Source organism: Paenibacillus jepli (assembly GCF_047238105.1).
Classification (GTDB): domain Bacteria; phylum Bacillota; class Bacilli; order Paenibacillales; family Paenibacillaceae; genus Paenibacillus_D.
Map to the genome: position 1 here is coordinate 2,038,460 of NZ_JBDFMD010000001.1, position 22,898 is coordinate 2,061,357.

Genomic DNA, 22,898 nt, shown 5'->3' on the forward strand with positions numbered 1-22,898 from the left:
TCAAATCAGCAGGACCGAGATTCAACGTCTCTTCCTGGTCGATGAAGTGGATGAGGATATCACCGTAGGAGCGATATTTTTCAGTTGACGATAGCCTGGTTGCACTTGTGGACACCCACGTTGAAATCATTGTCTCTGGTCGGGTCAAGATGAACGTGTAGAAGTGCGGCTTGCAAGGCATGGTCCCGGCTCCCAGCCTCTCCGTTACCGTTGTAGGTACAATATTCTAGTTGAATAAGTGTTATTTTCCTCCTTTCATTATAACAGGGTCTAAAGGCCCAGTTAACCCAAATCTGGAATTTTTTATTTTCGCTAGAACTATCTTACCCATCGACAAAAGAAGCCCCTCTCTGCCCAAAGCAGAAAAGAGGCTTCTTCCCGCAATACGATCTAGCAAACTCCTCATCACACTCCCCTACTCACCCCTTAACCGACCCCAATAATACCCCTTTCACAAAATACTTCTGCAAGAACGGATAAACACACAGGATCGGCAAGACCGAGATGACGATGGCGGAGGCCTTGATGCTCTCCGGCTGGACCAGGTTCAGCTCGGAGTTGTCGAGCATGCTGTCCAGTGAGTTGACCTGGATCAGCTGGTACAATCGGACCATGAGCGGCATCAGGTTGGTGCTGGTCAGGAAGTACAGGGCCTGCGCATAGACGTTCCACAGGCCGACCGCGTAGAACAGCGACAAGGCCGCCAGGATCGGCTTGCTGAGCGGCAGGACGATTTTCCCCAGGATCATAGGATCGTTGGCACCGTCGATGGTCGCAGATTCCTCGATCTCCTTGGGCAACCCCTCGAAGAAGGACTTCATGACGAACAGGTTGTAGACGCTGATCAGCCCCGGCAGCCAGATCGCCCAAAAGGTGTCGAGGATGTGCAGGTTGCGCAGCAGCAGGAACATGGGGATCAGCCCGCCGCCGAACAGCATGGTGAAGAGGATCATCAGCAGGAAAAATGCCCGGCCCCGCAGCCGTTTCTTGGACAGCGAATAGGCCGTCAGCGTCGTCGCAGCCATCTGCAGGAGCGTCCCGACGACGGTGATGATGACCGTGTTGCGCATCGCCGTGAACAGCAGACCTGACTCGAAATGCTTTGCAAAGGCTTGAATATTGAACTCGACCGGCCACAGGAACACCTCGCCCGCCAGGATCGAGCGGCTGCTGCTGAAGGAGACGGCAAGCACATTGAGCATCGGGAAGAGCGCCGCAAAGGCGCACAGGATGAGGAACAGGCCATTCAACACCCGGGCCGCTCGGTTGACGTTTACCATAGTCCTCCCTCCCCCATCGACTTGATCGCTTTGTTCACGAGCAGTACGAGGATCAGTCCGATGATGCCCTGGAATAACCCTACCGCCGTGGCATAGCTATATTGCGCGCCCAGCAGACCCATACGATAGACGTACGTACTGATGACATCCGCCACGCTGAAGACAGCGCTGTTCTGCAGGTTGAAGACCTGCTCGAAGCCGACATCCATCACTTTGCCCATCTGCAGGATGAGCAGGATCGCGATGGTGCCCCGGATCCCCGGCAAGGTGACATGGAAGATCTGTCTCAGCTTGCTCGCTCCGTCGATCTTGGCCGCCTCGTAGAGCTGCGGGTCGATATTGCCCATCGCCGCGAGATACAGGATGGTCCCCCAGCCCGCCGTCTGCCAGATGGACGAGAGCGTGAAGACGATCGGCCACCAGAACGGACTGGCCATGAAGTAGATCGGCGTGATGCCGAACACTTTGGACAGGATGATATTCACAAGCCCCGTACTCGGCGAGAGGATCGAGATGATGACGCCCCCCAGCACGACCCATGAGATGAAATGCGGCAGATACAGCATGTTTTGCAGCGACCGTTTGAACCAATGGCTGCGGACCTCGTTCAGCAGCAGCGCCAGCACGATCGGCGCCGGGAAGACGAACAGGATGCTGTAGAGGTTCAGGAGCAGCGTATTGCGCAAGATGATCCAGAAATCCCGGTCGCTGAACAAGCGGTCAAAATGCTTGAGCCCCGCCCACTCGCTGCCCCAGATCCCGTCCATTATCCGAAAGTCTTTGAAGGCGATGATCTCGCCATACAACGGCGCATATTTAAACAGGACGAAGAAAATGAGTCCCGGCAGCAAAAACAAATACAAATATTTGTCCCGGACGATATCCTTCCACATGCGAGAGCTGCCCTGATTCATCGAATCGCCTCGCTTTGCATCACACCACTGCTCTTGGTCATCATGGTGTCACTCCCTTCCCCGCTTTCTTGCATGCAAAGCGAAGCTCTGCCGCCATCGGCGTCACATAGTTGCAGATCACGTTCAAGGCCTCCGGGTCCATATGATCGTTGCGCAGGCAGGCATAGCGGTGCTCCGCGCCGCCGCCGGTCACCTCGATGATGTCGTCCCCGCTCCGGTAAACGAGCTTGCCAGCCGTCTGAAGATACAGATGATCGGCGAGCCGCTCGCATCCCTCCCCCGCAACAGCACCTGAACCATCAAAGACCAGCACTGCTTGTGCAAAGATATGCGGATGCCCGTCGGTATGCAGCTGAACAGACAAGCCATCCGTCTCTAATGTGATGACGACACGCAGCCTGAGCTTGGAGATATGCGTTTTGTCGCGGCCTGTGTTGGTATAATCAAAGACGGAGCGTCCGGTCCGGCCCTTGTCCGCGCCTGCCAACGGCCCGCGATAGGAGCCCTCCAGCTCGATCGACAGCTCATAGACACCCTCCCGCTGCTTGACGAGCTGCTGCATCGGCGCGCCTGCGATGCCGAACCAGCCCAGTGACCATCGCAGACCGATCATTCTCGCCTGGCCATATTGCACATACAGACATTCCGGCTGCCCCGACACGATCGTCACACTCAGTTCGTCGTGCCTGTATCGGACCAGGGGCGAGCCGGCATGCACGGACGTTCGGATGAGCGGCAGAGCGCCCGAGACGGGAGCCTGGCTGCCTTCATTGAGCATCACCTCGTAAGTCTCAGGAAGCGCGGCCGGTACGATCTCGCTGCTCATGACCTGCGGGAACCTCATCCAGTACAGCAGCGCGATCCCGGGATTGTTCGGATGACGGATCGCTTCGCCTGCCATCGTCTTGAACTCGCCATTGCCAGTGTGTGCGGCCATCAGAGTAAAGGCCACATAATACTCATCGCTCAGTTGAAACTTCCTGCCGCGGTCCTGGCGGCTGGAGTATTCCGTGACGATGACGCCGTCCGGATGGAGCATATAGGTCATCATCTTCAGATTGCTGGCGATCGGTTCGAGAAGATCGTCATAGCCAAACACCCGCGCGGTATGATAGAGGAAGTCGCAGCAGACTGCATTGTAGACCGCATTGCTCCGCTCCGTCCACTCGCCGGAGGCATTGATATCCAGTCCCTCTGCCAGATAGCTGTCGGCACGCTCCCGCAGCCGCTCGTCGGGGAAGATCTCATACAGCAAGGCCAATGCCCCGCAGATCACCCAGCGGTGATTGGGCGTATGGACGCCGCCGGTCAGCAGGCACGGGATCGCCCGCTCCAGGAACAGCTTTAACTGATCAGAGGCTGCCCCTGCTTCCGGAGCCCCAACCGACGCCAGCGCATGGTAGCTCAGAGACGCGATATGGACGGCAAAAGCCGTGTCCGGCGGAGAGTCGATATTGCAATTGATCAAGGAGACGCAGCCCGAGGGATATTGGGAGCGAAGCAGATACGCGATCTGTTCCTCGATCACCCCGAGCAGCTCCTCGTCGCGGTACCAGCTCGAACCGGCATGGCAATACAAGGGCACCGTCAGCTGCAGCCCAGCCTCGATCTGAGCGGACATCCCCTCGTACTGCTCGTCAGGGATCTCCAACGCCCCTCGCCAGTGGCTGTCCGCCTCCTTCACCTGGTAAGACCGGCATGCCGCCCAGCGCTGCTCCAGCGCCTCCAGCAACCGTTGTTCATCCCTCATCGTTGTTCGTCCTCCTGTCTGCTTGGGCATACCCTAACGCACAGCGGCTCCGTTTCAGGCTGCCCTCACAAGAAAGCCGATTCGATTCCATGCCTCTCCGGCTTATTGCGGGCAGCCTGACCGTCTGCCGTTAGTTCAAGTTGTCTTTGTTGGTCTCATACCATTCCTGGACGAGCTCGTCGATCGCCGGTCCGCCCAGGTTATTCCATTCCTTGCGCAACTGCTCCACACCCCACTCCGGTGTCTGGGCAGGGCCTCCCATCGTCACCTGCGTGACGACTTCACTCCACTTTTTGCCGAACTGGCCGGATACGTCTGAGAACTCATTGACCGTAGGCGGATAAGGGAAATCCTTGCGGTAAGGCGTGGCCTCGGAGATCTCGATCATCTCGCCGCGCAGTCGCGCGATCTGCTGCTGGATCGGGTCGTCTCCCGCAGCTGCCATCAGCGATTCCGGCGTCATCTGCTCCTGGTGGACGATTCGGTACTCTCCCATGAAAGAAACTTCATTCTTGAACTTCTCGGAATCGATGATGACCGCTTGCTCGCCCTGGATCTCGTGGTGGACCCCCTCCTCGCCGTACGTCAGCGGCTTCCAGCCGTCCTCGATCATCCAATCGACGAATCTGATGATTGCTTCCGGGTCCTTGGCGTCCTTATTCATGATCGATAGCAAGTAGTTGGGCTGTTCCTTCTGGTACCCGTTGGTGCCATACTTGGCAGCGAGCGGCGGGACGGGAACCATCTCCGCATCGGGCTGATTTTCAAAAAACTCAGGGTACGGTCCGTCCAGCATCGTGCCGAACATGATGCCCGCTTTGCCTGTGACCCACAGCTGCTTTTGTCTGGCATGATTCTGATCGGTGACAAACTCCTTGTCCACCAGCCCTTCCTCATACACCAGCTTGCGGAAAGCCAGCGAATCCTCGAACCGCCCGGTGAAGAAATTAAGCATCGCCTTGCCGTCCTCCAGGAACCACTCGCCGCTGCGCGCCATAAACCAGTCATCGATGATGGCGCCATAGGCGGAGGACATCGCAATCGCCGTCGTATCGTTCGCGCCATTGCCGTCCGGATCGCCGTCGCGGAACGCTCTGGCGACATCCAGCAGCTCATCGACAGAGGTCGGCATAGACAGATCCAGGGCATCCAGCCAGTCCTGGCGGATCCAGATCTGCGTCTGCGCCCGGGTCGGTCTCAGACTTGCGATCGCATACATCTCCCCGTCAAACGTCAGATGCGGGATCAGCTCCGGATGCTCCTCCAGATAAGCTTTGTACGACGTGCTGTATTGCTCGATATAGTCATCGATCGGCTGCGCGACGCCTTGGTTGATGAAGCGCGCCAGCATGGCCCGGTCATAGGAAGTAATGATATCCGGCGCCTGGCCGGAGGCGACCATCACATTCAGCTTGTCCTGCTCCTGCGAGCGGGGGATGGGCACCCAGGTCACGTCAGTGCCTGATTGCTGATCGATCCAGTCGGTCCATTTGTTTTTTTCATAAGTGCCCTGGTCGGCCGCTATCGCGCCCCGATCATAGATGGAAGCCGAGAATTTCCGCTGCGGTTCCTCGCCCGGACTGGCTGCCCCGCCTCCCCCGTTGCTGCAGGCGCTGACGAGCAGCGTGACCGATAATAGGGTGAGGATGATGCCTGAAGCCCCTTTTCTTTTATTGATGCGCATCTGATGACCTCCTCAGTGGAATAGTGTCAGTAAGCGTTTCCGCATCCCGATGTGGTTCACTATAAGAGAATTCAAGCCGTCCCGCCAGTCACAACATTGATTTTCGGCTTACATTTCGCGTTTTTTGGAGCCATCGCAAGAAATGCAAGCCCGGTTGAAAAATGCGACTTGCCACGCCAGCGTGCGCTTATTAAGATGTAGGAATACAAAAAAACACACGCAGGCAACAACAGTTGGGGGTACCAAACGTATGAGAAGGTTATCCGATCGCATTCAATTTGTCTACATCCTGCTCCTGGTCATCATCATCTTCAGCACGGTGATTATCTCCTATGTCAGCGGTTCGCAAAAATTGGAGGACGAAGTGGTGCTCTCCAATCTCAATATGCTCGATCAGATCAATAAACGGATCGACGGGACGCTGAGCGAGATCGACCGTGCCGCGATTCATTTGCTGAACACGAATGATGCACAGTTCTACTACGGCACCCTTCGGAGTCAGGAGTCGAACTATTTAATCCGGCTGTCGGAGCTCCAGAATCAATTAAACAGTTTGAAAAGCGCGCATCCCTCGATTTATTCGATCTATCTGTACTCCAAACGCAATGATACGGTGCTGTCGGGTGATTCGCACAATCAGCTGCTGCCAGGCCAGAACAGCATGGAATGGATCGCAGCTTACCGCGATGCGGGCCCCTATTATTCATGGACGGCAGATCCGGTTGCAAGCGACCGGGAAGTATCCCGGCATACGCTAACCTTGATCAGGCATTACCCCGTCGCCGAGAAGCCGGACAAGCGAACGGGGATGATTGCGTTTCACATCCAGGAAGAGAGCGTATCCAGGCTGTTCTCGGATCTTCGTTTCAACCAGAGCGGAAATGTTTTTTTGATCAATGATCAGGGCACGATTCTATCGCACAACGACAAGTCCAGAATCGGTCAAACGATCTCCTCCGACAAATATGCCGAGGAAGTGCTGTCCCGCAAAGACAGCGGCTCCATTCATCATAAAAACGGCGGCGATGCCGAATGGGTATTCTATTCTGCCTCTCCCTACACGGGGTGGAAGGTCGTCTACATCGTCTCCCAGAAGCAAGTCAGCGACCTGTATCTCACCATAAGGAATATTCTGATCGCGCTCGCCGCCTTCCTGATCCTGCTGTCCGTCGCTTCCGTGGTGTTCGTGAACCGGGCATGGTTCCATCCTGTGGAGCAATTCATCGATAAGATCGAACAGTTGATCGAAAAACCGGCCCACGGGCCGCGTCTGAAGAGCAGACAGACCGTGGCGGGCCTCGGCTCGCTGGAAAACCGGATTCGGCATGTGATGACCAGCTATTCCGATGCCGAGCGGCAGCTGCATGAGAGCAAGCCGGCGCTCAAGCTGCAGATCCTCTTCGATATCTTTACCGGGCATCGTTCGCGTTATGAGCCGGCCAAGACGTATTTCGACACGATCGGGATCTATCTGCGTCCGGAGCACTTCCTGGTTATGACTGCCGAGCTCGACAACCGCTTCTCGCATGACCAGAACAAGGATATGAACCTGTATCTTTATGCGATCTGCAACGTCGCCGAAGAATTGCTCCATGCCGACGAGCACGGGCTGCGCGGCGCCGCAATCCAGATCAATGAATTCCAGATCGCCATTCTCATCAACTTTGAAGACGAACAGCCGGAGGTGAACGCATCAATCGCGTTTTCCTTTGCCCATGCGCTGCGCAAAGCCGTCGATCTGTACTTCAAGCGGACGATCAGTATCGGAGTGGGCGGCCATCACCGGGCATTCAGCGACATCAAACTGTCGTTCCAGGAATCGCAGCAGTTGATACGTTACAAGATGGTCATGGGGCGGAATTCGGTAATTACACGGATGGATATCGCAGAGGATACGAGCGGTGTTCTTCAGGTGTACGATCATGCGGAGCGTCTGCTGGAAGCGATCAGACAAGTGAGTCGTGAAGGGGCGGAGCGGGCTATGGATGTCATATTCGACATCGCTGCCGATAGCAACTTTACTCATCACGGGATGGTGCAATTCGCCATGCAGCTCATCTATCGGGCCGGGAGGGCTTCCGCAGACGAGAAGGTGGCCGCCTACTTGCAAGAGGATTATGTTCAGATTGAGCAGAATCTGGAGCAATGCGAGACGATCGAGGATATGAAGCGATTGCTTCATGAGATCGTGAGCTCTATTATCGACCGGTTGCTGGAAAAGCAAAAAACCAGGAAGCGGACCGGGGACACGATCGAAAAAGTGATCCACTATATTAATGAGCATTACGCCAATCCGGACATCTCCCTCCATTATCTCGCCGGGATGTTCAACATGAGTCAGAGCTATCTGAGCAGGTCGTTTAAAGATCATACGACGATGAATTTCGTGGACTATATCATCCAGGTCCGGATGAAAGAAGCGCAGACGCTGCTGCTGGAGAGCGACCTGACGATCAACGAGATCGCCAGCCAGGTGGGCTATGCCAACGTCACCAGCTTCATGCGCAGCTTCAAGAAGATCCATGGCTTGACCCCGTCGGAGTACCGGCAGACGTTTTCTTCTTGATCCGGCGCGTTGATCCTGGGCCGGGAATACTATTGACCCTCTGCGTGGTCATAGCCGTTAACTTCGTCGTGTCTGCAATTATACCAGATCTCTTCCAGGTAGGATGCAACGTCCGGTTCGTGCTATAATACGTACTAAATTGATGGAGACAAGATGAAATTACGATAGGAGGAAGCTGTATATGAATCACTCGTTCGACCAAGTACCGAACCGCCGCAACACCCACTCGTATAAATGGGATCAATCCGCCAAGCTGTTCGGCGATCCGGATATTCTGCCGCTGTGGGTGGCAGATATGGACTTCCCCAGTCCTCCGGCCGTCAAGGAAGCGCTGATCCGGCGCGCCGAGCAAGGCGTCTATGGCTATACGTTCCGCTCCGAGGACTATGCCGCCTCGATCGTCGGCTGGCTGCGGGACCGTCATGGCTGGGAAGTCACGCCTAGCCAGATCACTGACGTACCCGGTGTCGTCACCTCGCTCAGCCTGTGCGTCGAGCTGTTCAGCGAGCCCGGCAGTCCGGTGATCCTGCAATCGCCCGTCTACTATCCGTTCTATGACGTCATCAAGATGAACGGCCGCACCGTGGCCAACAACCCGCTCGTCATCAAGGACGGACGCTACGAGATGGACTTCGACCATCTGGAGACGCTGATGCAGGGCGGCGCCAAGCTCCTGCTGCTGTGCAGTCCCCATAACCCCGGCGGCCGCGTCTGGACTCGTGAGGAGCTGGAGCGTCTGGGCGAGCTGTGCGCCCGCTACGATGTCATCATCGCCTCCGACGAGATCCATGCCGATCTGGTGCTCTCCGGCCACAAGCATCTGCCGACCGCTGCCGTCTCGCCGGATCTGGCGAAGCGGACGATCACCGCGCTCGCGCCGACCAAGACGTTCAACCTGCCCGGACTGCAGTCGTCCTATGTCGTCATCACCAACCCGGAGCTCAAGCGGCGGTTCGACTACCGGCTGAAGGCGCTTAGCATCCATATGATGCACTACTTCAACAATGACGCGATCACTGCAGCCTACACCGAGGGCGGCGAATGGCTCGATGCGATGCTGGCCTATGTCGAGGAGAACATGTCCTACGCGATCTCCTACCTGCAGGAGCATCTGCCGCAGGCCGTGCCGATGAAGCCGGAGGCGACGTATCTGCTCTGGGTCGACTTCCGCGAGCTCGGGCTGGACATCTCCGGCCTCAAGAACCTGATGTACAAGGACGCCCGGGTCGCCTTCAACGAAGGCTCCGTCTATGGCGACGAAGGCTCCGGCTATCTGCGCATCAACGTCGCCTGCCCGCGCGCGGTGCTGGCCGAGGCGCTGGAGCGCTTCTGCACGGCGGCGGCCGCGCTGCAAGTGAGTTCGCCGGGCTCGTCAGTGTAAGCTGATATCGCGTTAGCTCAGATTGCGCAAAACCTGCCAGGGAAGCCACTCGTTGCGGGGGAGCGGCAGAAAGGGGCGTTGCTGCTGGACGAGCCGCCCGTTTCGCCGCAATAGCGGCACAAAGGGGCGTTGGAGCTCGCCGAGCCACCCATTTCCCCGCTGTAGCGGCACAAAGGAGCGTTGGAGCTCACCGTGCCATCCATTTCGCCGCTGCAGCGGCACAAAGGAGTGTTGCTGCTAGACGAGCCGCCCGTTTCGCCGCAATAGCGGCACAAAGGGGCGTTGGAGCTCGCCGTACCGCCCTACGCTCATCCCTACTCACAACCATGCCCCGCACAGCTAAGCTTGCGGGGCATGGTTGGGCTTGGCCGACGCTCAACCGTGCAGCGCTGCGTGCCGTTTATAATGATCCTCCAGCACGAGACAAGCCATCGCTTCCACCACCGGCACGATTCGCGGGCAGATGCAGGGATCATGCCGGCCCTCGGTGACGATCGTCTGCTCCTCGCCGGCCTGATTGACAGTCTGCTGCGGCACCGAGATCGAAGACGTCGGTTTGACCGCTACGCGGAAGACGATCTCGGCGCCAGTGCTGATCCCCCCGACGATGCCGCCGGCATGATTGGTTACGAAGCCGTTCTTGTCCATCTCATCATTGTGCTCGCTGCCTTGCATCGCTGCGGCGGCGAAGCCTGCGCCAAACTCGATGCCTTTGACCGCACCGATCGAGAGCATCGCATGCGCCAGTTCGGCGTCCAGCTTGTCGAAGACCGGTTCGCCCAGACCCGGCTGCACGCCCCGGATCCGGCACTCCACGATCCCGCCGCAGCTGTCGCCTGCCGCCGCGAGCGCTTCAATCTTACGGACCATCTCCACCGCCGCCTCGGGGTCGCAAGCCCGCACCGGGTTGCGCTCGATCTGCGACTCATCGGTCACTTGGCATACGATGCCGCCGATCTCCCGCGTGTAGGCCACGATCTCCACGCCGCGCTGCTCCAGCAGCTTGCGGGCCACCGCGCCGCCTGCAACGCGCCCGGCAGTCTCCCTGCCGGAAGCCCGGCCGCTGCCGCGGTGATCGCGATGTCCATATTTGACCTGGTACGTATAGTCGGCATGCCCCGGTCGGTATGCGTGCTGGATCGCATCGTACGCCGAGGGACGCATATCGTGGTTGTTCAGCATGATAGCCACCGGCGCTCCGGTCGTCCGGCCTTCATAGACCCCGGAGAGAATCCGGATCACATCATATTCCTTGCGCGGCGTCGTTACGGACGACTGTCCGGGCCGCCGGCGATCCATCTGCCGCTGGATATAAGCCTCATCGATCTCCACGCCGGGCGTCACCCCATCGACGATCACGCCTACCGCTTCGCCATGCGATTCGCCAAAGGTGGTCAATGTCAATCGTTCTCCAAACGTACTGCCTGCCATGTATAGCCCTCCTTGATCGGGGAGATGGTCGTCCCCGCTTGCTGTTCAAACCAGTTAACAACAAGTATAATCAAGTTTATGAAATAAATGAAATTGCAATAATCATCCTTTGTCATAGAAAGGATTTATGCCATGATCAATTTGGAGTGGTACCGCATCTTCCTCTATACCGCCCGCACCGGCAATCTGACCCACGCCGCCAAACAATTGTATGTAACCCAGCCATCGGTGAGCTATGCGATCAAGCAATTGGAGTCGGAGCTGGGCGTTGTCCTGTTCCACAGGCTGTCCAAGGGAGTCGAGCTGACGGAGGAGGGAAAAGCGCTGCTCGCCTATGTCGAGCAATCGCTAGCTGTCCTTGAAGCCGGAGAGGCGCGCATCGCCGCCATCAGACAGCGGACCGGGGGCGAGCTGCGGATCGGCGCCAGTCAGTCTTTGATCAAGCATGTGCTGCTGCCGCATCTCAATGCATTCCATGCCGAGTATCCCGCCATCCGCATCCGGCTGTCTCCAGGCAGATCCGCGCAGATCCTGCAGCATGTCCGCGAGGGCAAGCTCGATTGCGGTCTGGTCCATCTGCCCGCTGACGGAGAAGGCTTGACGATCCAGCCGCTGGCGGAGCTCCAGGACGGTTTTTTCGCCGGACCGTCGTTCCGTCATCTGACGGAGCGGCCGCTCTCGACACGTGAGCTGGCAGAGCTGCCGCTCTTGTCGTTCTCCGAGGAGAGCAGTACGCGCTCCTTTGCCGAGCAATGGTTTGCGGCGGACCAGTGTGTCTTTGAGCCGGACATCGAGCTGGGCAGCGTTGAGCTGCTGGCTGATTTCGCACGTTCTGGATTTGGCGTCGCCCTGCTGACCCGAGCTTTTATCCAGGAGGAGCTGGCGGCAGGTCGTCTAGTCGAGCTGGCTACGGAGCGCCCGGTACCTGCGCGCGGGATCGGGCTCGCGATACACGGCGAACGTCGTCTGTCCCTGGCTGCGGAGCCTTTTATATCCCGTCTGTTGGCTGGGGAGTAACTCTCAGCACTGCAAAGATATCCACAACTAGGTCGGAGTTACACACAATTCACCCCTACTTATACACAAAACCCTCATTAGTTATCCCCATTTTCCCGGTTTTTGTCTGAATATTATGCTCATTAATCATTTGGAAAGCTAATCAATCCACTTAGTTGCTGGATTTCGGCACGCCAGTTGCTTGTCCATCATGTGTTGTAACACTATCATCGTTCGACTCTGGGGCCCCAGCGCTCCCATCCCGATCAAGCGCCATTTTGGCGCTTACGGTGGGCGAAGCGCTCCTCTTAGCGCCATTTTGGCGCTTAGGGTTACCGGACCCAAAATTCGCCCATAGTTATCCACATGGATATCCACAAAACCCTCTGTTTTATGCACATAACTCTATTAATTATTCACATTAACCTTCGAGTTATCCTCAATCCATCCACAAAAACACCCAACTTACCCACATGTGAGTCCAAATCAGCTCAATTACTCTGTCCATCTCACCTGACCTAACCAGAGCCAACAGAACCAAACCTGCTCACGCAGATTAGCCTTGGAGTGCGGTCACAATTGCCGCTAACGGGACACCCCCGGCAGAAGCCAACTGATCGGGCCCACCAATCGGGCCGGATTCAAGTAACATTTTACCCTTGGTTAGGCGGTTTTCTATCAAACGGCCGCACTCAAGTAACTGTTTACTCTTGGTTGCGGAGCGCTGCATCCAACTGAGCCGGCAGCACAACTTATTCACAAGAGACGAAAATCTCCAAAATGGAGCTTGTTTTCGAAGCATAATCAGGTACTTTGCAAGGAGCCCCAAAAATAAAAAGCCCTGCGGCATCAAAGCCGCAGGGCCCATCATCAATGGGAAGCGATTGAAAAGTATAGGGTCGTGCCGTTCGATTCCCCGCCATTAAGCCAGCTTCCAGCTATGCGGGACCTTACCGGAGAAATATCGGAGCAAGCGTACTCTCCTTCTTCTCCTCCTTGATTGAGAGTGCATAGCAATCAACAACCTTTCGGAATGACAACGTGTGGCATCCGTTCTGTCGTCTGATTCTAACATTCACTTCCCATCTTGATTCCTATTACCCCAGCCCCTCACAGCTGAAACAGGACAAATCAACTTTTTTGTGACCGATGTTTGGACGATGCCCAAACGGGTCTCCCCCTGGGCTGCTCGCCAGACTCCCGCCGTTATTTACGGCGTTATTTACGGCCATAATCCGCCTTGATCTCGCCCCACGCCTTGGTATTCCACTTCAGCACCTTGTTGTCGTACGTGTTCGTCTGCAGCCATTGCAGCGCCCGGTCGATCATGGTCCAGATCTCCTCGGTGCTGGCATCGCGCGGAAGGGTCGTCTTCACGGTCTTTTCCTTGACCCACTTCATCGCATTGACCGAATCGGTATACACGGTCTTGCTGCTGCCTTGCGACTTGAGCAAGGCGAGGGCATGCACGATGGCGAGAAACTCGCCCAGGTTGTTGGTGCCCTTACGGATCGGTCCTTTTGAGAAAATAATCTCGCCAGTCCGGGTGTCCACGCCCTTATACTCGACAGGGCCCGGATTGCCCCTGGTGCCGACGTCGACGGAGATGCTGTCATAGTCGATCTCGCCAGCCGGCTCGGCAGTCTTGGTGCGGCGGACCCCGCCGCTTTTCGCCGATGCCGTCCCCGCAGCCGCACCGCTCTTGCTGCCCCAGTAGCCCTTCCAGCCTTTCTGGTACGCCTGCTCAGCCTCGGCTTTGGTGCCAAATGACTTGTACTTGGCATCCGTATAGCCGTTCACCTGCTTCTGACACTCCGGCCAGCTGGTATAGATGCCCGGCTGCTTGCCCTGCCAGACGACGTAATACTTGCCTTTGGCCATAATGTCCTCCCTCCAAGCTTAACGGATCGCTCAGTTCCCAGCCAACGCTTCGAGCCCCAGCGCCAGCGAGCCGCTCAGTCCCGCATTGTCGCCAAGCCCCGGCGGCACGATATAGCTGTCGATCCCCTCGATAATCTCCGGTGCCAGCACATAGCCTGCCAGATTGCGCAGCACCTCTGCCCGGATCAGCGGGAACAGGTGCAGCTGGTGCATCACCCCGCCGCCCAGGATGATCTTGCGCGGCGAGAGCATCAGGATCGCTCCTGTCAGCGCTTGGGCGATATAGAACGCTTCGATCTCCCAGGCCTTATGATCCTGTGGCAGCTCATGCCCCGGAACGCCCCAGCGTCCGAGCAGCGCAGGCCCCGCCGTCAATCCCTCGAGGCAGTCGCCGTGGTACGGGCAGAAGCCCTCGTATGTATCCTCCGGATGACGCCTGATCGGCACATGCCCGCCTTCGGGATGGACCAGACCATGCACCAGTCTGCCTTCTGTATAGACACCGACACCTACGCCAGTGCCGATTGTGTAATAGACACAGCTGTTCAGCCCTTTGGCTGCGCCCCACGTCGCCTCTCCCAGCGCCGCGGCGTTGACGTCCGTATCCCAGCCGAAAGGAATATCGAACGCGGCCTTCAGCGTCCCCAGGAACGGATAGTTCGTCCAGCCCGGCTTGGGCGTCGTCGTTACATGGCCGTATTGCGGACTGTTGCGGTCGATATTGATCGGACCAAACGTGCCGACCCCGATGGCCTCCACCTGCTTGTCCTTAAAATAAGAAATGACCTGCGCCAGCGTTTCTTCCGGCTTGCCGGTCGGGAAGCTGACCCGGTCCTCGATCTGTCCATGCTCATTGCCGATGCCGCATACAAACTTGGTCCCGCCGGCTTCGATTGCTCCAATACGTGTCATTCGGTATCCCCCACTATCCATCGTAAAATGCGATATGCCCGAGCCGGATACCGGCTGCAAGCGCATCACTCCCTTAACAAGAGTAAGGGAAAATCGTCTGCAAGTAAAGTCATCTCATCACACGGCAGGCCAGGATCAGGTTTAAGGAAAATTTAAGAGAAAATCATAAAGAAAAAGAACTTTGACAGGTACGATAAAGTCATTCACAAATAAGGATGTTCAGCGTCGTGGACAACATGCCGCCGCTCATCCATACCGGGCAGGGCCCGGCAATCAGGGGAGGAATCATACGTTATGAATATGCTGGAGGTCAAACAACTAAACAAGATCTACCCGGGCAAAGTGACTACCCATGCCCTGACGAATATACAGCTGACGGTGAGCAAAGGACAATTCGTCGGTATCATGGGACCATCGGGGAGCGGCAAGACGACACTGCTCAATATGGTCTCGACGATCGACAAGCCCAGCTCGGGCCAGCTCTCGATCGGCGGCGTCGATCCCAACCGCATGAAGAAGAAGGAGCTGGCCGAATTCCGCCGCAGACAGCTCGGCTTCGTCTTCCAGGACTTCAATCTGATGGATACGTTGACGGTAGAAGAAAATATCGTCCTGCCGCTGACCCTCGACTACCGCAAGCTAAGCGAGATGGAAGCGCTGGTGCAGCAGGTTGCAACCCGCCTCGGCATCACCGATATCCTCGGCAAACGCACCTATGAGATATCGGGCGGCCAGCGCCAGCGCACGGCGATTGCCCGCGCCATCATCAGCCGGCCGTCGCTCATCCTGGCGGACGAGCCGACTGGCTCGCTCGATTCGCGCAGCTCCCGCAATGTGATGGAGGCGCTCAGCGCGATCAACAGCGAGGATGGTACGACGATCATGCTGGTGACGCACGATCCGCTGGCGGCGAGCTATTGCGATCGGATTATTTTTATCAAGGACGGTCAATTGGCAGGCGAGATCCACCAGCGAGAGAGCCGTCAGGCATTCTTCCAGCAGATCATCGACATGCTGTCATCGTGGGGAGGCAATGCCGATGAGCTTTCGACAGTTCGCCTTTAACAATGTCCGCCGCAACCTGCGCGCGTATCTGGCTTATCTGCTGAGCAGCGCGTTTATGGTGACGCTGTTTTTCACGTATGCCGTATTCATCCTTCATCCGGCCATCCGCGAGACGGATACCGGCCCCCGCACAGCGGCGGGTTTGGCGGCGGCTTCCGTGATCGTCTATGTCTTCGCCTTTTTCTTTGTGTTGTATTCGATCAGTGCTTTTCTGAAGTCGCGCAACCAGGAGTTCGGTATTCTTACGATCCTGGGCACGAGCCCGGGACAGTTGAACCGCCTCATCTTCACCGAGAATATGATCGTCGGCGTCATCGCCATCCTGGCTGGTCTGGCCGGCGGCTTCCCGTTGTCCTTCTGGTTCCTCGGGCTGAGCGCCAACACCTTCGGCCAGGATAGCCTGCCGATGTACCTGCCGGTATCGGCAATGATCCTGACCGTCAGCGCCTTCCTTGTGCTGTTCGCCGTCGTCTCGGTCTGCACGATCGCCTTCTTGCGGCGCAATCAGGTGCTGGAGCTGCTCAAGGGCAGCAGCAAGCCCAAAAAAGAACCCAAAGTGTCGATTCTGCTGTCGCTCTTTGGTATCGCGCTGCTGATCATCGGCTTCCTGTCGCTATGGGTTTTTCTGACCCCGCTGACGATCCTGGTCGCCGCCGCCAGCGGCATCGCCGGCACGTATTTCTTCTATTCCCAGTTGTCCGTCCTGACCATGCGTCGCCTGAAGCGCAATCGGAGCCGGGTCTGGCGCGGCGTCCATCTGCTCTGGATCTCCGAGATGGCCTACAAGCTGCGGGATAATGCGCGGATGCTCTTCCTGATCACGGTCATGACGGCACTCGCCAGTATGAGCACCGGCATCATCCTGGCGATCGATCAGACGAACCGGCAGGAGTTTGAAGCTCGACCGTTCGCTTATGAGTACAACGCGTACGAAGAGGCAGTTTCCCCTCAAACCCCCGCAGCTATCCGGGAGGTGCTGGAGTCAGAGGGCATCGTCTACCGCGAGATTGTCTCGCGCCAGCTCTACAGCCGGATCACGCTTCCAGACGGAGCAGATCATTACATGCAGACCTTCCCGCTATCCGTTTACAATGCCATGGCGGAAGCGCTGGACATACCGGCGGCAGAGCTTGCTCCCGGGACTGCGCTGGTCATCCACACGGATGAGATCGAGACGTCCCCTTTGGTCCAGGGAGACACGATTGGATTGATCCATGAGCCCGAAGCTGCAGTTACTGTCAACGTCCAGCTGCATGAGCAGGCAGCGAGCGTCACCAATCCCGGCGGCTTGCTGGTCCTGGATGATCAGACCTATGCACCCGTTCAGGAGGCGATGGCCAAGGCAGACGGATTCGTCAATTATGAGACGTACCGCTACTATGTTCCCGAGTGGAATACGGGGCCGCCGGCCGGAGATGCGCCAGAGCTTGCTGTCGGGGCACTGGTGGATGAACGTCTGTCGGAAAGTGATGAGGGCAGCGGCTATCTGTACGCCCGCGGCTCTGAGTTTATGAAAGTAAAGCAGGCTACGATGCTGTATACCTTCGTCGGCATGTTCATCGCGTTGCTGTTCTCTGTCTGCTCCGCCAGCTTCCTGTACTTCAAGCTGCATACCGATCTGGCCGGCGATGCCAGGATGTATCAGGCGCTCTCGCGGATCGGACTAAGCGCAGCCGAGATGCGGAGTTCGGCGGTGCGGCAGATCGCCATCCTGTTCTTCGTGCCGATCGTCGTCTCTGCCATCCAGACGATGGTCGTCGTCAAGCCGTTCCTGTCTGCGATCGGGATCCATGTGTTCTTTGGCCCGGTACTGCTCGCATCAGGCGTATTCCTCGCGCTGCAGCTACTCTACTTCGTCGTCGCCCAATGGCTGTATGTGCGCGCCTTGGGCAAGGTGATGGTGTAAGCGGGCCGCGGAGATACAAAAAGTGCGTTGCAGCGTGCGGGTAAGCTGGGTTGGGTGCTGTAAGGGAGAAAAGGTTCGTTGCAGCGTGCGGGTAAGCTGGGTTGGTCGCTGTAAGGGAAGAAAGGTTCGTTGCAGCGTGCGGATAAGCCGGGTTGGACGCTGTAAGGGAAGAAAGGTTCGTTACAGCGTGCGGGTAAGCTGGGTTGGTCGCTGTAAGGGAAGAAAAGTTCGTTGCAGCGTGCGGATAAGCCGGGTTGGACGCTGTAAGGGAAGAAAAGTTCGTTACAGCATGCAGGTAAGCCGGGTTGGTCGCTGGAAGGGAGAAAAGGTTCGTTACAGCGTGCGGGTAAGCTGGGTTGGGTGCTGTAAGGGAGAAAAGGTTCGTTGCAGCGTGCGGGTAAGCCCGGTTGGTCGCTGTAAGGGAAGAAAAGTGCGTTGCAGCAGGCAGGTAAGCCGGGTGGGCCGCTGTAAGGGAAGAAAAGGTTCGTTGCAGCGGCATCCACACGCATCTCTGCAGCCTGGCACACCGCTATGAGCCTAAGCTGCGCAATAAAAGGGCGGTGCAGATCACCTCTGCACCGCCCTTCGTGTGCTCAAGGCCGCTTACGCGCTGCAGCCTTCGCATTCGTAATATTGATTGCCGGTCGTTTCCTTGACCTCGAGCAGGTCGCCGACGACGATGTCTTCCGGCTCTGTGAATTCAAAGTCGGTGATCTTGGCGTGCACCAGCTCGCGAGCCTCCGCCTCCGAATCCGCAGACCAGCTGAACTCGCCTTTGCGGCCGGTGGACTTCACTTCATATGAGAACAGATAACGTGCCATCTCTACCGCCTCCTACCGTTGTATATAATTTCTTATCCCGCCCATGCGCCACAGCATACGCTTCCCTCTACTATACAGACTCTCACCCGGTTAGACAAGCGCCTCCCGCTCTGCGACCTCCAGGAGCAGGAGCCGGATCACGCCTCCAGCTCAGCGAGCTCACGGACCCGGATCACCGCCGCCGTCAGCGGCTGCAGGGTGATCCCACCTGCCGTCAGTGAGAACCCTGACGGCTGCTGCAGCGGCTCGATGCCGGCTCGCTCGCCGTCGACGAGGACCTCGCCGCCAGTCAGATCCGTCTCCAAGGTCAACTGGCGTTCATGCGTATCGGCGTTGACGAAGATGTAGTATGACGCCTCCCCTTCCGGTTCGCTGCAGCGGTAGGCGATGACCAGATCATGCTCGCGGATCTCCGGCGCCCCGATCAGCGTCACGCAGCGATTCACCAGCGCCTGTGCAGGCAATCGGAAGGCATCGGCCGAACGGCGCAGCCGGATCAGCCCTGCCGTGTAGCGGCTCGTCTGCGCACAGACCGGATGCAGCGCCGGATCGGTCGCCTTGGCCCAGTCGAAGCGGTTGATCGCATCCGAAGAATCGTAGGAGTTGTGGATCAGATAGCCGATCGTCTCTCCCAGCCGGTCGCGCAGTGTATGCGCCTGGCTGGCAGGTGCGCCTGCCCCCTCCCAACGCTTCGTGCGGCCGTATTCCTGCCCGGCATGGAGGAAGGCTGTACCTTGCGCGGTCAGCAGCAGCACCTGCCCCAGCCGGATCCGCCGGTGAATCTCCCGCTCAGCCTTCGCCTCGCCTGGATCCACCTGCAGCGTAAGGGCAATGACATCATGCAGCGTCAAGTTGTCATGCGCTTCGATATATTGCACCATATCTCCTGGCGCATCGGCCGGCGTGTTCGCGGGCTGTGCCTTCAGGTTGCGGAACAGTGCAGCGATGCTGCGTGCGCCGCCGGTCAGGAAGCGCGGCTCGCCCTCGTTGCCGAAGCCGCCCTTGAGTTCATCGCGGAACTCGTCGGAGAAGACGCCGACGTCATCGGTCTTGTCCATCCAGTCCTGATCGGCAGCTAGACCCTGCAGAGCCGGCTCGGCCTGATGACCCGCAAAGGTGCGCCAGCCTTCACCGATGAACAGCGCGTCTGGACAGATCTCCCGGGCCGCATCATACGCGCGCTGGACGGCTGGATACGTCGCATCGCCCATCATATCCCACCGCATCCCGTCGATCTTGTATTCGGAGAACCAGTAGGCGACCGAGTCGATCATCAGCTTCTCGGCCATCTTGTGATTGGTCGCCAGATTGCTGCCAAAGCCCCCGAGCAGTTTGCCGTCCGCATCCTCCCAGAAATAATAGCCCGGCACGATGTCGCTCAGCAGCCAATGCTTGGCCATATGCGTATAGACGACATCCAGAATGACCCCCATGCCGGCGGCATGGATCGCCTCGACCAGCTCCTTGAACTCGCGGATCCGCAGCTCCGGATCGCCGGGATCTTCGGAATAAGCGCCGTCCGGCGCAAAGTAGCCGTGCGGGTCGTATCCCCAGTTGTACTGGTTATTGTAGGTGGACGGCTCCAGCTCCCGCGTTCCCATCGCCGCTTCATCGCCATAATACCATGCCATGACCGGGAGCAGCTGGATATGGGTAACGCCAAGCGAGCGGATGTACGCCAGCTTGTCGATAAAGGCACGGAAGGTACCCCACCGCGCAGTCAGATCCCCCGCTATCGCCGGATCAGACGTAAAGTCGCGGATATGCACCTCATAGATAATCGCGTCCTCTCTGCGCTGATAGCCTGGGATAGCCGCAGGCCGCACGCCGCCCTCCGGCTCGGTCCGGCTCAGGTCGACGATCGCGGCTTTGCCCACGGCATCGCGGTCGCCGCCGAGCGGGATGCCCGCCGGATTCACCCGGAAAGGCGCCATCGACCGTGCATACGGGTCCAGCACTCGCCTGGAGCGTCGGCCGTGCTTCACCTCATATTGATAATAGTAGCCCCTCAGGTCGTCCACCTGAAAATCCGCAGGCTCGGCGGAGGCCGACCACACGCCGCAGCTCTGCCGCGTCATGGACACCCCGCCGATCGCCAGCTCGGGATCGTCTTTATCGTAGAACCAGACCGTCACCGCGTCCGCCTTGGGCGCCCACAGCTTCAAGACTGCAGCTCCGTCATTGTACACCGCGCCGAGGTCGTCGCCATCATAATAACAGAGCGCGTCCAGTTCGTCCCAGCTCGCCTCGGCCAACTGAGCCCCGTCGGGCTCGCCCGGCCACACAGAGATCCGCCGTCTCCCGCCATCCTCGCAGTAGAGGAACGTGATCTCCCCCGCTTGCTCCAGCTTGAATGGAATATTGCCGCCGCCCGCATCGCCGCCGGCGCCATAATTCTCCTCCCAGCTACCGCCAAGAACCACCTTGTATTCATAATCTCCCGCCGTCAGCCGTACCGTCAGCTTGTGCATGCCGCCGCCGATATCGGTCATCCGGGTAGCGGGACTATCCGGCAGCCAGTCGCCGGAAACGCCGAGCTGCCGCTGGAAATTGCCGACTACGTATGCTTCCCGCAGGTTTGCTGCTTGCATTACTTGCTTCATGGATGACACTCCCCCTGATGGAGCTTTTAACCTGGAAAGACCTGGGCGAACCACTTCGCCGCTGCTTCCACTTCTGTACGCGAGATCTGATGACCCTGGTTCTCCCAATGCAGCGTTACATCGGCTCCTGCTCCCGTCAGCAGCCGCTCCAGCTCCTCGCTCTCTTGCGGCGGGCAGAGCGGGTCGTTGCGCCCGGCTCCGATGAAGACGCCTACCTGGCTCAGATCGGGCAGCGTCACGCCGCGGCGGGGCACCATCGGATGCAGCAGCACAGCGCCGGCCAGCGTATCGGCATGATGGAACAGCAGGCTCGCAGCGATGTTGGCGCCGTTGGAGTAACCGACAGCGACGATCCGGCTCCGGTCCAATCCATAGGCTTCCGCTTGCTCGTCCACAAAATCATGCAATTCCCGGGTACGGAAGATCAGATCCTCCTCATCGAACACCCCCTCGGACAACCGCCGGAAAAACCGCGGCATGCCCGCCTCCAATACATTGCCGCGAACCCCCAGCAGTGACGACCCCGGGGAGATCATGCGGCCGATCGGCAGCAGATCATCCTCATTGCCTCCGGTACCGTGCAGCAGCAGCAGTACTGGCGCTCCAGGATCGCTTCCTTGCTCGAATCGATGCTTCATCTTATGATTCCTCCTCATCTAGTGATCCGTGTGAACGGTCTGTTCCCTCTCTGACGAATGTCCGCCTCTTACCTACCCTGTCCTGCCGTATCCAGCGGCTGCAGTCCCGCCTCGATCTCCCGACGCCGAGGCTCCAGGAATGGCGGCAAGGCCAGGGATTCGCCCAGATGCGCCAGTTCCTCGTCCGTATCAAAACCGGGACCGTCCGTGGCCAGCTCGAAGAGGATGCCGTTCGGCTCGCGGAAGTACAGCGAGCGGAAGTAGAAACGGTCGACGAAGCCCGAGCTCGGCACACGCGCTGCCCGAAGCTTCTCTACCCACGCGCGGAGCTCGGCTTCATCCTCGACCCGGAAGGCCACATGATGGACGCCGCCGCGCCCCTGCTGCTCGCGAGGCAGATCGGACCGCTCCTCGATGTGAATCTCCGCGCCTGTGCCGCCCTCTCCCGTCTCAAAAACGAGGATGTCCGGCTGGCCCTCGACTACAGAAGCATAGCTGCCTGCCGGACGGAAGCCCATCAGGTCAGTCAACGTCCGGACTGTCGGCTCGGGATCCCGAACCGTCAGATAGATCGGACCCAGACCCGTGATGCCGTATTCGGCCGGTACCGGACTGCGGTCCCACGGTGTCCCCCCGGCGACCCCTTCGTTCGTCTCGTCGGAGACGAGCAGCAGCCGTTGCCCTTCGGGATCGCGGAAGGCCAGCGTCTCCCTGCCGCCGCGGTCGGTGATCTCGTCGTGGTCCACCTGGAACTGCTCGAATCTTTCTTTCCAATACAGGATCGCCTTGTTCGACGCGACGCGCAGCGATGTTCCCGAGATGCTGCTCACGCCCTCGCGGCTGCGGCCTGCCATCGGGATCTCGAAGAAGGTCAGCTCGGTACCCGGGTTGCCCTTCTCGTCCCCGTAGAACAAGTGATAGACGCTGGTATCGTCCTGGTTGACCGTTTTTTTGATGAGCCGCATGCCCATTACTTTAGTATAAAAATCAAAATTGGCTGCCGCCTTGGCCGTAATCGCCGACAAGTGATGGATGCCTTTTAATGTCAGTTCCATTGGTTGTTGCCTCC

At 58.2% G+C, this 22,898-nt stretch carries 16 protein-coding genes; 5 read left to right on the top strand and 11 right to left on the bottom strand.

Going from position 1 to position 22,898, the window contains the following annotated elements:
* Nucleotides 1-419 precede the first annotated feature (419 nt).
* From ABC336_RS09110 to ABC336_RS09125, 4 genes are all read right to left on the bottom strand, one after another.
* Entirely contained in the window at nt 420-1,280 is an 861-nt protein-coding gene (locus tag ABC336_RS09110) for a carbohydrate ABC transporter permease (protein WP_413238362.1), read from the bottom strand.
* Entirely contained in the window at nt 1,274-2,194 is a 921-nt protein-coding gene (locus tag ABC336_RS09115) for an ABC transporter permease (protein WP_413238363.1), read from the bottom strand. The genes ABC336_RS09110 and ABC336_RS09115 overlap by 7 nt, the downstream gene beginning before the upstream one ends.
* A gap of 40 nt (nt 2,195-2,234) precedes the next feature.
* Nucleotides 2,235-3,944, bottom strand: coding sequence for a hypothetical protein (locus ABC336_RS09120; RefSeq protein ID WP_413238364.1), 1,710 nt, complete (start codon nt 3,942-3,944; stop codon nt 2,235-2,237).
* Nucleotides 3,945-4,074: 130 nt separating this feature from the next.
* Nucleotides 4,075-5,628, bottom strand: a complete 1,554-nt coding sequence (locus tag ABC336_RS09125; protein ID WP_413238365.1) for an extracellular solute-binding protein — start codon at nt 5,626-5,628, stop codon at nt 4,075-4,077.
* 250 nt (nt 5,629-5,878) lie between these two features.
* Here ABC336_RS09125 and ABC336_RS09130 point away from each other — a divergent pair, with 250 nt between their 5' ends.
* Entirely contained in the window at nt 5,879-8,194 is a 2,316-nt protein-coding gene (locus ABC336_RS09130; protein WP_413238366.1) for a helix-turn-helix domain-containing protein, read from the top strand.
* Between the two features lie 181 nt (nt 8,195-8,375).
* Nucleotides 8,376-9,575, top strand: coding sequence for a MalY/PatB family protein (locus ABC336_RS09135; protein WP_413238367.1), 1,200 nt, complete (start codon nt 8,376-8,378; stop codon nt 9,573-9,575).
* A 375-nt stretch (nt 9,576-9,950) separates the two neighbouring features.
* Here ABC336_RS09135 and aroC read toward each other — a convergent pair whose 3' ends face one another.
* A complete protein-coding gene (aroC, locus tag ABC336_RS09140) occupies nt 9,951-11,006 on the bottom strand; it encodes a chorismate synthase (protein ID WP_413238368.1) in 1,056 nt (351 codons plus the stop codon).
* Between the two features lie 132 nt (nt 11,007-11,138).
* On the opposite strand from aroC, the gene ABC336_RS09145 reads away from it, so the two are divergent.
* Complete coding sequence (locus ABC336_RS09145) at nt 11,139-12,023, top strand: LysR family transcriptional regulator (protein WP_413238369.1); 885 nt, start codon at nt 11,139-11,141, stop codon at nt 12,021-12,023.
* A gap of 1,197 nt (nt 12,024-13,220) precedes the next feature.
* On the opposite strand, the gene rnhA is transcribed toward ABC336_RS09145, so the two are convergent.
* Nucleotides 13,221-13,883: a ribonuclease H gene (gene rnhA / locus ABC336_RS09150; RefSeq protein WP_413238370.1), complete on the bottom strand. Its 663-nt coding sequence runs from the start codon at nt 13,881-13,883 to the stop codon at nt 13,221-13,223.
* 30 nt (nt 13,884-13,913) lie between these two features.
* The gene (locus ABC336_RS09155; protein ID WP_413238371.1) at nt 13,914-14,795 is read right to left on the bottom strand and encodes an ROK family protein; all 882 of its coding nucleotides are present in this window, start codon (nt 14,793-14,795) and stop codon (nt 13,914-13,916) included.
* Nucleotides 14,796-15,089: 294 nt separating this feature from the next.
* Here ABC336_RS09155 and ABC336_RS09160 point away from each other — a divergent pair, with 294 nt between their 5' ends.
* Together ABC336_RS09160 and ABC336_RS09165 are read left to right on the top strand one after the other, a co-directional pair.
* Nucleotides 15,090-15,860 carry an ABC transporter ATP-binding protein gene (locus ABC336_RS09160; protein WP_413238372.1) on the top strand — a complete coding sequence of 257 codons (771 nt, stop codon included), beginning with the start codon at nt 15,090-15,092 and terminating at the stop codon, nt 15,858-15,860.
* Nucleotides 15,835-17,766 carry an FtsX-like permease family protein gene (locus ABC336_RS09165; protein WP_413238373.1) on the top strand — a complete coding sequence of 644 codons (1,932 nt, stop codon included), beginning with the start codon at nt 15,835-15,837 and terminating at the stop codon, nt 17,764-17,766. Before ABC336_RS09160 ends, ABC336_RS09165 begins: the two co-directional genes overlap by 26 nt.
* 603 nt (nt 17,767-18,369) lie before the next feature.
* On the opposite strand, the gene ABC336_RS09170 is transcribed toward ABC336_RS09165, so the two are convergent.
* The 4 genes from ABC336_RS09170 to ABC336_RS09185 all read right to left on the bottom strand — a co-directional run bounded on the left by ABC336_RS09170 (nt 18,370) and on the right by ABC336_RS09185 (nt 22,878).
* Entirely contained in the window at nt 18,370-18,588 is a 219-nt protein-coding gene (locus ABC336_RS09170) for a hypothetical protein (protein ID WP_413238374.1), read from the bottom strand.
* A 137-nt stretch (nt 18,589-18,725) separates the two neighbouring features.
* Nucleotides 18,726-21,191: a pullulanase X25 domain-containing protein gene (locus ABC336_RS09175; protein ID WP_413238375.1), complete on the bottom strand. Its 2,466-nt coding sequence runs from the start codon at nt 21,189-21,191 to the stop codon at nt 18,726-18,728.
* A gap of 26 nt (nt 21,192-21,217) precedes the next feature.
* Entirely contained in the window at nt 21,218-21,829 is a 612-nt protein-coding gene (locus tag ABC336_RS09180) for an alpha/beta hydrolase (RefSeq protein ID WP_413238376.1), read from the bottom strand.
* A gap of 68 nt (nt 21,830-21,897) precedes the next feature.
* Complete coding sequence (locus tag ABC336_RS09185; protein ID WP_413242475.1) at nt 21,898-22,878, bottom strand: ring-cleaving dioxygenase; 981 nt, start codon at nt 22,876-22,878, stop codon at nt 21,898-21,900.
* Between the last annotated feature and the right edge of the window lie 20 nt (nt 22,879-22,898).